Source organism: Sutcliffiella horikoshii, from assembly GCF_019931755.1.
Classification (GTDB): domain Bacteria; phylum Bacillota; class Bacilli; order Bacillales; family Bacillaceae_I; genus Sutcliffiella_A; species Sutcliffiella_A horikoshii_E.
The window spans coordinates 231,469-246,757 of the sequence record NZ_CP082918.1 but is presented as its reverse complement, the minus strand read 5'-3'; the positions used below and the strand labels follow the sequence as shown (position 1 = coordinate 246,757).

The 15,289-nt window shown below is 47.6% G+C and carries 10 protein-coding genes and 1 riboswitch; of the genes, 8 read left to right on the top strand and 2 right to left on the bottom strand.

Annotated features, from left to right (window positions below):
* Positions 1 to 43 precede the first annotated feature (43 nt).
* From K7887_RS01340 to K7887_RS01325, 4 genes are all read left to right on the top strand, one after another.
* Positions 44 to 715: a response regulator transcription factor gene (locus tag K7887_RS01340; protein WP_223491852.1), complete on the top strand. Its 672-nt coding sequence runs from the start codon at positions 44 to 46 to the stop codon at positions 713 to 715.
* A gap of 7 nt (positions 716 to 722) precedes the next feature.
* Positions 723 to 2,099 (top strand): HAMP domain-containing sensor histidine kinase, encoded by a 1,377-nt coding sequence (locus K7887_RS01335; protein ID WP_223491851.1) that lies wholly within the window; start codon positions 723 to 725, stop codon positions 2,097 to 2,099.
* Entirely contained in the window at positions 2,089 to 2,649 is a 561-nt protein-coding gene (locus tag K7887_RS01330) for a PepSY domain-containing protein (protein WP_223491850.1), read from the top strand. The genes K7887_RS01335 and K7887_RS01330 overlap by 11 nt, the downstream gene beginning before the upstream one ends.
* Positions 2,650 to 2,762: 113 nt before the next feature.
* The gene (locus tag K7887_RS01325) at positions 2,763 to 3,362 is read left to right on the top strand and encodes a PepSY domain-containing protein (protein WP_223491849.1); all 600 of its coding nucleotides are present in this window, start codon (positions 2,763 to 2,765) and stop codon (positions 3,360 to 3,362) included.
* A gap of 134 nt (positions 3,363 to 3,496) precedes the next feature.
* Here the strand turns inward: K7887_RS01325 and cydC are convergent, their stop codons facing one another.
* Both cydC and cydD read right to left on the bottom strand, forming a co-directional pair.
* On the bottom strand, positions 3,497 to 5,221 hold the full coding sequence (gene cydC / locus K7887_RS01320) for a thiol reductant ABC exporter subunit CydC (RefSeq protein WP_223491848.1): 1,725 nt from the start codon (positions 5,219 to 5,221) through the stop codon (positions 3,497 to 3,499).
* Positions 5,218 to 6,951: a thiol reductant ABC exporter subunit CydD gene (cydD, locus tag K7887_RS01315; RefSeq protein ID WP_223491847.1), complete on the bottom strand. Its 1,734-nt coding sequence runs from the start codon at positions 6,949 to 6,951 to the stop codon at positions 5,218 to 5,220. Before cydD ends, cydC begins: the two co-directional genes overlap by 4 nt.
* A 281-nt stretch (positions 6,952 to 7,232) precedes the next feature.
* Positions 7,233 to 7,353, top strand: a riboswitch (SAM riboswitch).
* 122 nt (positions 7,354 to 7,475) lie between these two features.
* On the opposite strand from cydD, the gene K7887_RS01310 reads away from it, so the two are divergent.
* The 4 genes from K7887_RS01310 to metH are packed head-to-tail and all read left to right on the top strand — an operon-like array spanning position 7,476 to position 15,105.
* Positions 7,476 to 8,594, top strand: a complete 1,119-nt coding sequence (locus tag K7887_RS01310; protein ID WP_223491846.1) for a methionine biosynthesis PLP-dependent protein — start codon at positions 7,476 to 7,478, stop codon at positions 8,592 to 8,594.
* Positions 8,591 to 9,793: a cystathionine beta-lyase gene (metC, locus tag K7887_RS01305; protein ID WP_223491845.1), complete on the top strand. Its 1,203-nt coding sequence runs from the start codon at positions 8,591 to 8,593 to the stop codon at positions 9,791 to 9,793. Before K7887_RS01310 ends, metC begins: the two co-directional genes overlap by 4 nt.
* A complete protein-coding gene (locus K7887_RS01300; RefSeq protein ID WP_223491844.1) occupies positions 9,777 to 11,636 on the top strand; it encodes a bifunctional homocysteine S-methyltransferase/methylenetetrahydrofolate reductase in 1,860 nt (619 codons plus the stop codon). Before metC ends, K7887_RS01300 begins: the two co-directional genes overlap by 17 nt.
* Complete coding sequence (metH, locus tag K7887_RS01295; RefSeq protein WP_223491843.1) at positions 11,629 to 15,105, top strand: methionine synthase; 3,477 nt, start codon at positions 11,629 to 11,631, stop codon at positions 15,103 to 15,105. The genes K7887_RS01300 and metH overlap by 8 nt, the downstream gene beginning before the upstream one ends.
* Positions 15,106 to 15,289 lie beyond the last annotated feature (184 nt).

Below are 15,289 nucleotides of genomic sequence, written 5' to 3'. Positions count from 1 at the left end.
TAAAGAAATCAAAAGATTCCTTTAGAGAGTGGGAGAACCTGCGATGGCAAACATATTGATTATTGAAGACGAAAAAAAGATTGCCCGTGTCCTTCAATTGGAGCTTGAGCATGAGGGCTATGAAACAGACGCCGCATTCACTGGCACGAGCGGCTTGGAAAAATTCAAAGAGCAACAATGGGACTTGGTGTTGCTTGATGTGATGCTGCCTGAACTGAGCGGTCTGGAAGTGTTAAGGAGGATTCGCGCGACAGATACCAACACTCCCGTCATCCTTTTGACCGCCCGCAATTCCATTCCTGATAAGGTAAGCGGTCTGGATCTTGGAGCAAATGATTATGTGACAAAACCTTTTGAAATAGAGGAACTTTTGGCCAGGGTCAGGGCATCCCTCCGAACGGTACAAACGGGCACAGAAAAGAACGCCGGCCTGCTGACTGTGAAGGACTGGAAGGTTAACGAAAAAACCCGGGAGGTATCCCGTGGTGATGAACACGTGGACCTTACACCTAAAGAGTTCGACCTCCTCGTTTATTTTATCGAAAATAAAGGGCAAGCCTTAAACCGCGAACAAATTCTCAATCGGGTATGGGGTTTCGATTATTACGGAGATACCAATATTGTGGACGTCTATGTGAGGCATCTTCGTAAAAAATTGGACCTATCTGAGGTGCTGGTGACCTTGCGTGGTGTCGGATACCGATTAAAGGAGTAGCGAACCTATGAAAATAAAAAGCAAAATTCTCTTGTTTTCTACTGTCTGGCTTGTCATCATGTTGCTCCTTGTCAACGGGGCGATCTATTTCCTTTTCCAAAAAAACATCTTGGATAATGACCTGAACCGGGTGAAGGATCATGCCGAATCGGTGGCGGAAGCTGTGAACAGGGCGATACGTGAGGACGAGACTGATTTCAGCTCCCTGCTTAATGCCTATCTACCTCCTAACGGAATGATTCGCATCGTCACAGAGGAGAATACCTCAGTTGCCAACAGTGCCAAAGAGTATGACATGAGGCTTGTTCCCACCAAATTTCAGAATCAGCAGTTTTCCACCACCCGTACGTTCGAAGGCGTTCCTTACGCCGTTGTCTCTTACCCGCTCATTTGGACGGACGGAAATATCGTCATGCTTGAAGTGACCGAAAAGCTGGAAGATTCCAAGCGCACCATAGACACGCTGCTTATCGTCTTACTTTTGGCATCTGTCTTTCTCTTGTTACCTGCATTATTTTTCGGCAATGTATTAAGCCGCATCATCTTGACGCCGATTCAGGCCATGACCAAGACGATGAAGCAAATCCAACAGACCGGAGATTATCAGAAGCTGCAGTTGCAGGGAAACTCCAAGGATGAGCTGTATACGATGGGCCATACGTTCAACCAGATGATTGATATTTTGGAAGGCAACTATCAGAAGCAGCAGCAGTTTGTTTCAGACGCCTCTCATGAGTTGAAGACTCCGCTGACTGTGATAGAAAGTTACGCGAGCATGCTGAAACGATGGGGCATGAAAAAGCCGGAACTCCTGGAAGAATCGGTGGACGCCATTTATACAGAGTCCATCCGGATGAAGGAAATGACCGAGCAAATGCTGCAGCTGGCAAATGCCGATAATGATATGGTGTTGAAAAAAGAATCGGTGGATTTGCATTCCCTTTGCAAACAAGCCGCGCATAATATGGAGGTTTCTTTTAACAGGAATATCGATATTATCGATCGAGGACTATCCTCTTCTGTTTTCGCCGACACCAATAAAATAAAGCAGTTAGTCTATATCCTTTTAGATAACGCGCGGAAATATAGTGAAGCAGAAATAGTGGTGGAGCTCGGGGAATCCGCAGCAAGCTGTTATTTTTCCGTTCAAGATAAAGGAGTCGGCATTCCAAAAGATGACCTCGATAAAATTTTCGATCGCTTTTACCGTGTAGACAAAGCCAGAAACCGCGAATCAGGCGGCGCAGGCCTTGGTCTTTCCATTGCCAAGCAGATTGTCGATGCGCATCAAGGTACCATAGACTTTGCAAGCGAAGAAGGAAAAGGCACCACGGTAAAAGTAATGTTGCCAAAGGAAAGGACAGTGAAAGCGAATGAAAAATAAAAAGGTTTTTATGACTCTTTTCGCCGGTGCTTTCCTGGTACTTTCAGGGGCTGCGATTTATTATCTTTTTTTTAACAAAACAGAGGCACTGGCAACTGAAACGGAAGTGCGTGAGCTGGTGGAAAGCCAATATAGCGGCAGTATCATCACTTCCTTGGAGCAAAAAGATGAAATGTATGAAGTATATATGGAAAATGACATGGGTGAATACGAACTCACCGTGGACGGCCGAACTAGCGAAATCACCTCTCTTAAACTTGTAAACCGTAAAGGGAAGACGGGTGGCGGAGAAGAGAAACCTGCTGATGATCCAGCGGCCGAACAACCGGAAGAGCCCACAACTGAAGAACCAGCACCGAGCATGCTTACCAGAGAAGAAGCAATTGAAATTGCTAAAAGGGAAGTACCGGGCAGAGTGGAAGATATCGATCTGGATGAAGAAGATGGAATCAAAGTGTATGAGGTGGAAATGGAAGTGGGTGATGAGTCGGAAGCGACCATTCTCATCAATGCTTATACAGGTGAAATCTTGTCTTTGACTTGGGATTAGTGATTTTGTTTCATTAAGATTTTTTAATGTTATCCTCCTTTTCTATTAATGTTAGCTGGCTATGATGTAAGTGTAGCAAGCGAAACTAATAAAAATTCAAGGAGGAACAAAATATGAAAATCTTCACAGCAGTCATGGCAGGAGCAGTCCTTATCGGTGGAATCAGCGTAGGAGCGGAAGCGTTAAAGAACGAGGATACGAAGGAAACGTTAAAGCAGGTCCAAGTTGCTGAGCCGTCAGGAGAAAAAGCTGGCATCACTTTAGCCGAAGCATCTGACATTGTGTTGGCGAAAGTGGAAAATGGAGTAATCCATGAAGCGGAAAAGGACCGTGCAAACGGACGCCTTGTGTATGAAATTGAAGTAAAGAATGATGAGTATGAGTTTGAATTTAAGGTGGACGCCGAGAATGGTGAGATCATCAAGGAAGAAAAAGATGAGCGCCGCGGCGGTAAAGCAGCTAATGGTGAAAACGGAAATTCGGGGAACACTGCTAATGCCAAGGATGAAGCCGTGATTTCCATCGGTGAAGCAAAGGGAATTGCGAAGAAGGAAGTACCAGGAGAGCTTGAAGATATTGAGCTTGAGCGCGAAAACGGAAAGCTTGTATATGAAGTGGAAATCAAAAACCACCAAAACGGCGACGATGACGATGTATCTGTTTATGTTGACGCCATTACAGGAAAAGTGTTGTATGTGGAGTGGGATGATTAATAGTTAGGTTGGATAAGGCGGCCCTGTGACGGGGCTGCTTTTTTTCGTTGGGGGGACGTTAAAAAACAAAAAAGCCGCCCAGGGACCACCAAACTCTCCCCCAGACAGCCAAAGCCATTGCTAAAACTACTCACCTACATAAACACGCTTTTCTCAATCTCTTTCATCTCATAAAAATATCCCTTCATCCTCATCAACTCATCAAATGTTCCTGCCTCCACGACACGGCCATTCTCCATGACAATGATCTGATCCATCTTCTCGAGACCCGTCAAGCGGTGACTTACCAGAACCAATGTGTCCTCTGCCGCCGCTTCAAAGAGTTTCTCAAAAATCGCTGCTTCTGTAACAGCATCCACGGAGGAAGTCGGTTCATCCAAGAGCCACAAACGTTCGGCTTTCAATAACGCACGCGCGATAGCCAGGCGCTGCTTCTCCCCGCCGGAAAGGTTCTCCCCTTTTTCAAGCACCGCATCATCCAAGGAAAACCCGTCAAGTTTCACCGCGCCCAATGCCTCCAACATCTCTTCATCACTCAATCGATCTTTGGCAAGCGCAAGATTCTCCCGGATCGTACCGTAGAAAAAGTGATTTTCCTGCAGGACGACATTCGCCTTACTCCACAAGTCCTCCTGCTCCACTTCGGCATAATCCCACTGATTCAACAAGACCAAACCGTCCTCTGGATCATATATTTTCAACAGCAACTGCAATAACGTAGATTTTCCAGAACCGCTTGGGCCAACAATGGCTGTCTTAGAGCCAGCAGGCAAACTGATATTCACCCCGTCAAGCGTCAAACGGGACTCTCCAGGATAACGGAAGCTAACATCCTTCATCGCAAAAGAAAATGCCTGCTGCACAGGTAGTTCCACAGTTGCACCAGCTGACGCTGCTCCTACAACCGGCTCTCCGTCGACCACCTCATCCAACCTTACCGCAGCCCGTCTGCTTTCCTCATAATGATTTGGAAAAACAGCCATCGGTGCCGCATTTTCAAACACAGTCAAGGAAATCATCACAAGCATGGCGAGAAACAATCCTTCAAACTGTCCTTCCACGGTCAAGTATGCACCAAGCGCAAGCAAGGTCCATGAAACAAGCAATGTAATAAACGTGTTCACCGATTGATTGAACATCGCCTGTTTTCCTTCACGCTCTTGCTCCCCAACATAAGAATCTGCAGCATCGGCAAGCAACTTCTCCTTAACATCCAGTTGCTGATAGATCTTCAAGTCACGGAACCCGTAAAACAGTTCCGTCACTTCTGTTGAAAGCGCCCCTCTCTCTTCTCTGACACGATTCTGTAATCGGCGTTGCCCTACCGCAAAGATTGCCGGCACCACAAATCCAGTCAAAATCAATCCGACGAACATCACCAATGCCAGATATATAGAGAAAAAGGAAATGAAAAATATCGTACTTAAAAAGACGAGCACCAGCACAACCGGTGGGTAGAACACACGTAGAAAGAAGTTCTGCAGGCTTTCTACATCCCCCACAATTCTTGCAAGCAAATCACCGCTGCGATATTTCTGGAAAATCTGCGGCGCAAGCGGCTCTATTTTTTTATAAAAAGAAACACGCAGATTACTTAATATCGTAAAAGTTGTCCTATGTGAATACAGACGTTCGCCGTATCTACTAAATGCCCGCGCGAAACCGAAGAGCTTCAACACTGCAATCATCACGGTCAAGGTATAGATTGGCGGAGCCAAGGCCGCTTTGGAAATGAGATAACCACTGGAGGCAAATAGCCCCACAGCTGTAATCCCTGCTGAGAACCCGAGCAAAATGGACAGGAGTATGTCTTTCTTCTCCATCATGACCAGCTTTACAACATGTGCTAACTCTCTCATCCTGCGCTCCCTCCTTGCTGGACAGACACCATTTCACGATAAGCGGGTACCGTTTCAACCAGTTCTTCATGTGTTCCTTGGGCAATCAACGCACCTGCTTCAAGCAGTAAAATGGAGTCCGCCTGTTTGATTGTATGCAATCTGTGCGCAACGGTAATGACGGTAGACCCCTTCGCCAACTCCTTCATAGAAGCCTGCAAAATCCGCTCGGTCTGCAAGTCCAGTCCTGTTGTTGGCTCATCAAAAAGGATGACCGACGGCTTTTTCAAAAAGGCTCGCGCCAACGCCAATCGCTGCTTTTCTCCGCCCGATAAACCTCTCCCAGCTTCGCCGATTTTCGTCTTGAAACCTTCTGGTAAAGATTGAATTAACGGAAGGATACCCGCTTTCTCGGCAGCACTTCTTATCTCCTCTTGTGTTGCATCCGCCTTTCCGCCTATCGCAATGTTATCGGCAATCGTTCCAGAAAAAAGATACGGATTTTGCGAAATATAGCTGAGGCGGTCAAACCACGCTTTTTCCTCGTATTCAAATAATGGCTTTCCATCCACCAGCACTCCCCCTTCTGACGGGCGAATCAGCCCTGCCATCAGATTGAGCAGTGTCGATTTTCCTGCTCCACTACGCCCAATTAAAGCAAGCTGCGTGTATGGCGGGATATCCACTGATATATTTTCGATGGCAAAGCCTTGATCTCCATAACGGAAGCCAAGGTTGTTCAATTGTAATGCAGGAGGACCCTGCTCCTTTTGAAAAGAAGCGTCCCCCCATTCGATAGGATTTCCCTCCTCTGCCAGCTCATCTGTCACCTTTTTCGCTGCTCCCATGCTACCTCGCCCTGTATGAAAGGCGCTTCCAAGCTCCTTCAAGTAAAGGTAGAACTCAGGTGCCAATACCAATACGAAAAAGGCAGTAAAGAACGTAACATTTTCAAAGACCACAAGCTGCAAACCTACCTCAAGCGCGATCAATCCAATTGCAAGCATCGAAATGAATTCCAGCATCAGGGAGGACAAAAATGCGATTCTCAACACTTCCATCGTTGCATCCCGGAAGCTCAAACTGCTATTTTCGATTGTTTCCTGCTGTTTGGCTGAGCGACCGAATAGTTTCAACGTCGTGAGCCCTTGCAAGGTATCGAGAAACGTTCCGGAAAAAGCATTCAGTTTATCCATCTGCTCTTCTGATTTTTTCTTTGTTTTCAAGCCTACAACGATCATAAAAATGGGAATGAACGGCGCCGTAATCAGTATAATCAAACCTGTATTCACATGCTGGCTGAATGCCGCGATCAAAATCATGATAGGGATGATGCTCGATTGGATGACCTGCGGCACATACCTGCTGAAATACGGATCGATTTCATCCACCGCATCCATCATCACGCTCACCTTTTGACCAGACTGGCCCTTAAGAGAAGCTTGAACCGGACTGTTGGAAAATTTCTGCAACAACGCAATCCGGAAATCTCGTTTTACTTTGGCAGCAAGCTTCACGCCCGTTAGACCGCTCCAATAGATCAAGGCCGCTCGTGCAGCCAATACTGCTAGAAGTCCCCCTAGGAATGGCAGGATTTCTTGGAACGTGTGGCCCCTCAGGAACACGCGATCCACGATAGTGACGAAGAAATACGCCTGCCCGATAACAGTCGCTCCTGTCAGTATGGCAATAAGGGTCAGCGTCATCCTTGTACCTCTATGTGATTTTGCAATCGTTTTTAAGTCCGTCATTATGATAAATCCCTCTTTTCTATTAATGAAAATCGGATTAGAATAGCTAGTTAGTGAAAAGTTTCACATACTTTATAGTTAACATTATATAACATGCTCCGTGGAATTTCCTCTTATGGGATTGACCATTTTATGACAAAAAAATTCTTTCTCCACTTAACTTCTACCCCACTCCTTCACCGCATAAAATTAAATCATTCAGAAAAAAACATTGCATTTCACTCTGACCTGTTGTAAATTAGTAAAATAATTAAATTGTTCAGATAATTAAATAGTGAACTTTCTTATCCAGAGAGGTTGAGGGAATGGCCCGAAGACACCTCAGCAACCAGCAGCGCCCGTTAGAACGGACGTTGAAAAGGTGCTAATTCCAGCAAGCTGTGATGCTTGCAGAGATGAGAAGAATGAACTTTTCGATAAAAGTCTTCTTCTTATAGAAGGCTTTTTCTTTTTATCCAATAAAGCATTAAAGCCTCATCCCTCTGGAAGAAACGATTGTCACTTACCATATAGGAGGCCCTTTCATGTATAAAACGGAAACAAAGCTTGCGCAAATCGGAAATCGCTCAGAAACTGCCACTGGAACTGTTAACCCGCCTGTTTATTTTTCCACTGCCTATCGACACGAAGGTATTGGGCAATCAACAGGATACGACTATACAAGAACGGGAAATCCGACGCGCCATGTGTTGGAAAAAGCAATCGCGGATTTAGAGGCCGGCGACCAAGGGTATGCCTGTAGCTCCGGCATGGCGGCGATTCTGACCATCCTTTCCCTTTTCAAGTCCGGTGACCACCTTATCGTTTGTAAGGACTTGTACGGCGGCACGTACCGCCTTTTTGAAGAAGGCTATAAAAAATGGGGACTGTGTTGTAGCTATGTGGACACGACCGACCTTTCAGAAATCGAAAAAGCCATTACTTCACAAACACAGGCTATCTTTGTAGAGACTCCCACCAATCCCCTGATGGTAGAAACAGATATTCAAGCGGTCTCAGAGCTCGCGAAAGCTCACGGACTTCTTTTAATCTGTGATAATACGTTTTACACTCCTGTTCTATTAAATCCCATAAAATTAGGCGCGGACATCGTCATTCACAGCGCGACCAAATATCTTGGCGGTCATAATGATGTGCTGGCAGGACTCATTGTCGCAAAGGGCGAGGAGCTTTGTGAATCCCTTGCGCTTCACCATAACGCGGCAGGTGCGGTGCTCAGTCCCTTCGACTCATGGTTATTGATACGCGGCATGAAAACTTTGTCCCTTCGCATGGAACGGCATGAAAAGAATGCAAAACGAATTGCGGAATACTTAGCTCAGCATGATTCCATTACGGACGTACTCTACCCAGGACGGGGCGGCATGCTCTCCTTCCGCATCCAAGACGAAGCATGGGTCAATCCCCTGCTTCAAAACTTGAACCTTATTACTTTTGCCGAAAGCCTTGGCGGCGTGGAAAGCTTTATCACATATCCTGCCACTCAGACGCATGCGGACATTCCGGAAAAAATCCGCCTCGAAACCGGCGTGTGCAACAGACTGTTGCGCTTTTCAGTCGGCATTGAAGACGCGGAAGATTTAATACAAGACTTAGAGGCGGCGCTGAAAGCTGCTTCCATTCAAAAGGAGGTCCTATCATGAGCCATTCTTTTCAAACGAAGCTGCTACACAACCGCCATAAGTTTGATAAAAGTAACGGAGCGGTGAGCGTGCCCATACAACACGCATCCACCTTTCATCAGCCTGATATCGATTCCTTTGGCAAATATGACTATGGACGCTCTGCCAACCCAACCCGGGAAGCACTCGAAGAGACAATCGCACACTTAGAAGAAGGAACGCGAGGCTTTGCTTTTTCATCTGGAATGGCTGCCATCTCGACTGCTTTCCTCCTTCTATCACAAGGCGATCACGTATTGATTTCAGAAGACGTATACGGGGGCACTTACCGGATGGTCTCCGAGGTTCTTACCCGATACGGCGTGGAACATACTTTTGTGGATATGACAGATTTGGAAAAAGTGAAAGCAGCCATCAAACCCAATACAAAATTATTTTATGTAGAAACACCATCCAATCCGTTATTAAAAGTAACGGACATCACAGCGATTTCCACTCTCGCCAAAACAGTCGGAGCTTGGACTTTCGTCGACAACACGTTCTTGACGCCAGCCTTGCAAAAGCCGCTGGAGCTTGGCGCAGACCTTGTCCTGCACAGCGCAACGAAGTTTCTTTCCGGACACAGTGATGTCGTGGCAGGCCTTGCGGTGGCGAAGGATCCTGTGCTTGCCGACCGTTTAGCCTTTTTGCAAAATTCCTTCGGCGCGGTGCTTGGTGTCCAGGATGCGTGGCTTGTCTTAAGAGGGCTTAAAACATTGCATGTAAGGCTTGAGCAGTCCCAAAAGTCCGCTTATAAAATGGCCAGTTACCTAGAAAAACATCCTGCCGTTAAAAAGGTTTATTTTCCAGGATTGACGACACACCCTAGCTTCACCCTTCAACACAGACAGGCGCAAGGACCTGGAGCTGTCCTTTCTTTTGAACTGCACAGCGAGGAGGATTTAAGGAAGTTTGTCGGCAATGTAGAAATTCCGGTGTTTGCTGTGAGCTTAGGAGCGGTAGAATCCATCCTTTCCTTCCCTGCGAAAATGTCTCACGCGGCAATGCCGGAAGCAGAACGGTTAAAACGCGGCATCTCCAACTCCTTACTCCGCTTGTCGGTTGGACTTGAAAGTGCCGAGGATTTAATAGAAGACTTTGAACAGGCATTTCAGCAAACCATTACAGAAGCAAGCGGTAACCAAGAACAACGGAGGGTATATCATGGGAATCTTAGATAGTTTACAACAAGACAAAATATTAATTGCAGACGGCGCGATGGGGACCCTCCTCTATTCCTACGGTTCTGATTGTTGCTTTGAGGAATTGAACTTGTCGCAACCAAACCAAATTTATAATATCCACCAGGCATATTTAAATGCCGGCGCCAATCTTATCCAGACCAACACGTATGCGGCCAACTACCACAAGCTGGAGCGTTATGGACTGCAGGATCAGGTAAAAGAAATAAATAGCGCTGCGGTTAGGCTAGCGAAAAAAGCAGTGGCGGATCACCCTGGCGCCCATGTGGTCGGTACAATCGGCGGGATCCGCGCCATCAAGCCTGAAGCCATTCCGCTTGAAGAAATTAAACGCACCTTCCGCGAGCAGCTCTACTGCCTGCTGCTTGAAGGGGTCGATGGTATTTTGCTAGAAACCTTCTATGACCTGGAGGAATTAGAGACGGTCCTGCAGATTGCTAGAAAAGAAACGAACCTACCGATCATTGCGCAAGTTTCGCTCCAAGAGGTTGGCTATTTGCAAAATCGCGTCCACATCACAGATGCCTTGAACCGCTTGGAATCGCTTGGTGCTGATATCGTCGGATTAAACTGCCGTTTGGGTCCCTATCATATGATTTCCACACTGGAAGAGGTATCGATTCCAAAGACTGCTTATCTGTCTGCCTATCCGAACGCAAGTCTCCCCTCCTATGTGGATGGGAAACTGGAGTATGACAGCGACGCGGATTATTTTAAAGAAACTGCACTTGCCTTTCGCGACCAAGGCGTACGGTTACTTGGCGGTTGCTGCGGGACAACGCCGGCACATATCCAGGCGTTCTCCCAAGCACTCCAGGACGTGGGCCCTGTGAAAGAAAAACAAGTAAAGCGGAAAGAGAAAACCATCATCATCCCTTCTAAAAAGAAGGAAGTGCCAACACCACTTTTTGAAAAAGCAAAAAAGCAACAATCCATCATCGTGGAACTCGATCCTCCACGAAAATTAAATACAGATAAATTCATGGCTGGGGCTAAAGCCTTGAAGGACGCAGGCATTGATGCGCTCACGTTAGCGGACAATTCCCTTGCTTCCCCACGGGTCTGCAACACCGCACTGGGATCCATTGTGAAATCAGATATCGGCTTGCGCCCGCTGATCCACATCACCTGCCGTGACCGCAATCTGATTGGCTTGCAGTCACACCTGATGGGACTCCATCAGCTTGGCATTCATGACGTGCTGGCAGTTACTGGAGACCCAACGAAGGTCGGTGATTTTCCGGGTGCCTCCTCTGTCTATGATGTCACCTCGTTTGGTCTCATCAATATGATCAAACAGTTTAACCAAGGTGTCTCCCTTTCTGGAAAAGAACTTGGGGAGCGCACAAGCTTCTCAGTCGGAGCTGCCTTCAACCCGAATGTTCGCATCATCGATAAGGCGGTCGAACGAATGGAGAAAAAAATAGACGCCGGTGCAGACTATTTCATCAGTCAGCCTGTCTTTTCAGAAGAAAAATTACTCGAAGTCTATCAGGCTACTAAACATATTGATGCACCCATCTATATTGGGATTATGCCGCTGACAAGCAGCCGCAACGCCAATTTCCTTCATCATGAGGTGCCGGGAATCAAGCTGACTCCACAGGTGCTCGAGGTGATGAACCGTCATCAATATGATCCACAGCAGGCAAGTCTTGAGGGCTTAAACATTGCGAAGGGGCTGCTTGATGCCGCACTTGAACTATTCAACGGCATCTACATGATCACACCGTTCATGCGCTATGAACTGACAGTAGAGCTTGCCAACTATGCCAAAAAATACGGTCCGTTCCATTCATCCAGGAGGGTTCAAAATGTCTAAACCTATCACACTACTAGAACAGCAATTGCAAAAGAAAATACTGATCATGGACGGCGCGATGGGAACGATGCTGCAACAGGCAAACCTTACGCCAGATGACTTTGGCGGCGAAGAGTATGACGGCTGTAACGAAAACCTGAACATCACCGCACCCGATGTCATCGAACGCATCCATGTGGAATACCTGAACGCTGGTGCCGATATCGTGGAGACAAATACGTTCGGCGGGACTGATCTTGTACTTGATGAGTATGAGCTTGGCTGCAAAGCTTACGAGATTAATAGGCTTGGCGCGGAAATTGCCAAGCGTGCGACCGCTAAGGTTTCCACCCTGGAGTGGCCGCGCTTTGTGGCAGGCTCGATAGGTCCGACAACGAAAACCTTGAGTGTTACGGGTGGAACCACTTTTGATGCCCTGACAGATTCCTATGAGGAGCAAGCACGTGGGTTGTTGGACGGGGGTTCTGACTGTCTTTTAGTAGAGACGAGCCAAGACTTATTGAACGTGAAATGCGCGTTTCTTGGCATCCAACGTGCTTTTGAAAAAACCGGTGTCACAGTACCGGTCATCATCTCCGGCACCATCGAGCCGATGGGGACCACCCTTGCAGGGCAGGCGATTGATGCATTTTACGTTTCTGTGGAGCACATGAAACCTCTTGCAGTCGGATTGAACTGTGCGACCGGACCGGAATTCATGCAGGACCATATCCGGACGCTTTCCAACTTATCCAAAAGTGCGGTCAGCTGCTATCCAAATGCCGGCTTGCCGGATGAGGAAGGTCATTATCATGAAACGCCACAGTCCCTCGCGACCAAGCTTGGGGGTTTTGCCGAACAGGGCTGGCTGAACATTGTCGGAGGCTGTTGCGGAACGACACCAGATCATATTCGCGCGATTGCGGAAGTGATGAAGGATTATAAGCCTCGTGCTGCCACTGTTTGCGACCACCACAGCGTTTCCGGAATTGAGTCATTCATCTATGACGACCCTTCCCTTCGCCCAATCATGGTCGGGGAGCGCACCAATGTCATCGGCTCCCGTAAGTTTAAGAGACTGATTGCGGAGAAAAAATTTGAAGAAGCGGCAGAAGTGGCCCGTGCCCAAGTAAAAGGCGGCGCCCACGTCATCGACATCTGCCTTGCCGACCCGGATCGCGATGAGCTTGAGGACATGAAAGCATTCGTACAAGAGGTCGTGAAAAAGGTGAAGGTCCCACTTGTCATCGACTCCACCGACGAGCAGGTCATCGAGGCCGCGTTGAAATACTCGCAAGGAAAAGCGATCATCAACTCCATCAACCTCGAGGATGGCGAGGAACGCTTTGAAGCGATCATTCCGTTGGTTCATAAATACGGTGCGGCGCTTGTCGTCGGCACCATTGACGAAGAAGGAATGGGCGTTAGTGCTGAACGGAAGCTTGAGATTGCACAGAGGTCCTACGATCTGTTGGTGAACAAGTACAAGGTCTCCCCTACTGACATCATTTTCGATCCGCTGGTTTTCCCTGTCGGTACAGGTGACGAGCAGTATATTGGGTCGGCAAATGCAACGGTGGAGGGAATTCGTTTAATAAAAGAACACTTTCCTGCCTGTTTGACGATACTTGGCGTCAGCAACGTTTCTTTCGGGCTCCCACCGGTCGGACGTGAAGTGTTAAATGCCGTTTACCTCTATCACTGCACACAGGCAGGCTTGGACTATGCGATCGTGAACACCGAAAAACTGGAGCGTTTCGCATCCATCCCTGCCGAAGAGGTCGAGATGGCGGAAAAGTTGCTATTTGAAACGACCGATGAGTCACTGGCGTTATTCACTGACTTTTACCGAGGCAAAAAGAAAGAAGCGAAGTCCAATATTCCGGATTTACCTCTTGATGAGCGACTAGCCTACTATGTGGTGGAAGGAACAAAAGAAGGGCTCCTTCCTGACCTTGAGCTTGCGTTGGCCGCTTACCCTACTCCACTGGAAATCATCAATGGTCCATTAATGAACGGGATGAAAGAAGTCGGCCGCTTGTTCAATGATAACCAGCTGATCGTTGCGGAAGTGTTGCAAAGCGCCGAGGTCATGAAAGCGTCCGTCGCCTTTTTGGAGCCGCATATGGAAGCAAGTGATACCTCCTCTTCTAAAGGGAAGGTTCTACTCGCGACTGTTAAAGGCGATGTGCATGACATCGGGAAAAACCTGGTCGACATTATCTTGAGTAACAACGGATATGACGTGGTCGACCTTGGAATTAAAGTAACTTCTACCGACTTAATTCAAGCTATTAAAAAAGAAAAGCCGGATATCGTCGGCTTATCTGGATTGCTCGTAAAATCCGCACAACAGATGGTGTTGACGGCGCAGGATATGAAGCAATCCGACATCTCGGTTCCTATATTAGTAGGTGGAGCTGCTTTGTCTCGGAAGTTCACAGACAACAAGATTTCCAAAGAATATGAAGGGCTTGTCCTTTATGCGAAGGATGCGATGAACGGCTTGTCGCTTGCCAACCAGCTGCGCTCACCTGAGGAGTTTGAAGTGTTGGTGAATGAGCAGGCGGAGAAACAGAAGAGATTGCGTGAGGCAGCGGCGGCTGCAGAGAGCGCGTCTGGTGTTGCTGAGGACAGCAGTGTTGTTGCGACGGCCGTTAAAGTTCGCTCCAATGTCTCGCGGGATGTACGTGTATTCACACCAAATGATACGAAGCGTCACCTGCTGCGGAACATTTCTGTTTCCCATGTGGAACCGTACATCAATATGCAAATGTTGATCGGGCATCATCTTGGCGTAAAAGGAAAGATTGAGAGATTGGTGGCGGAAAAAGACGAGCGCACCTTACAAGTGAAGGGTGTGGTGGATCAGCTGTTGTCGGAAGTTAAGCTGAATAAACTCATCACTCCAGCTGCCGTGTATCAATACTTCCCGGCTCAGTCAGAAGGCGACACCCTGTTCATCTATGATCCAGAGGACACAAGTAAAGTGATTGAGCAGTTCGATTTTCCAAGACAGGCAAAAGCGCCTCACCTTTGCTTGGCTGATTATGTGAAGCCCCGCGACAGTGGTGTTATGGATTATGTGGGACTGTTCGCGGTAACTGCAGGCCGCGGAATTCGCGAACTGGGTGCCGCATATAAAAAGGAAGGCCGCTTTTTGGAAAGCCATGCCCTGCAGGCTTTGGCACTCGAGACTGCTGAAGGCCTCGCGGAACTGGTCCACCAGCAAATGCGCGACCGCTGGGGCTTCCCGGATCCTGTCAGCTTTACAATGAAGGAACGATTTTCTGCCAAGTACCAAGGCCAGCGATTCTCGTTTGGGTATCCTGCATGTCCGAACTTGGATGATCAGCAGAAGCTATTCAAGTTGATCCAGCCGGAGGATATTGGCGTGGAGCTGACGGATGGCTGTATGATGGAGCCAGAGGCATCGGTGTCGGCAATTGTGTTTGCGCATCCGGAGGCTAGGTATTTTAATGTGTTGTAGGTAGGAACCCTCGCGTGGTTGCGTGAGGGTTTTTTTTATTAAACAAACGTTTGATTAAGGTGGATAGGTGGCGCTTAGCCGGGGGTGGTTTCGTTTAAACAAACGTTTGACTAAAGGCCTTGGGACCATATGTACCAGCGGGTTGGGGATTTAAACAAACGTTTGTTGGATGATTTGTTTTTAA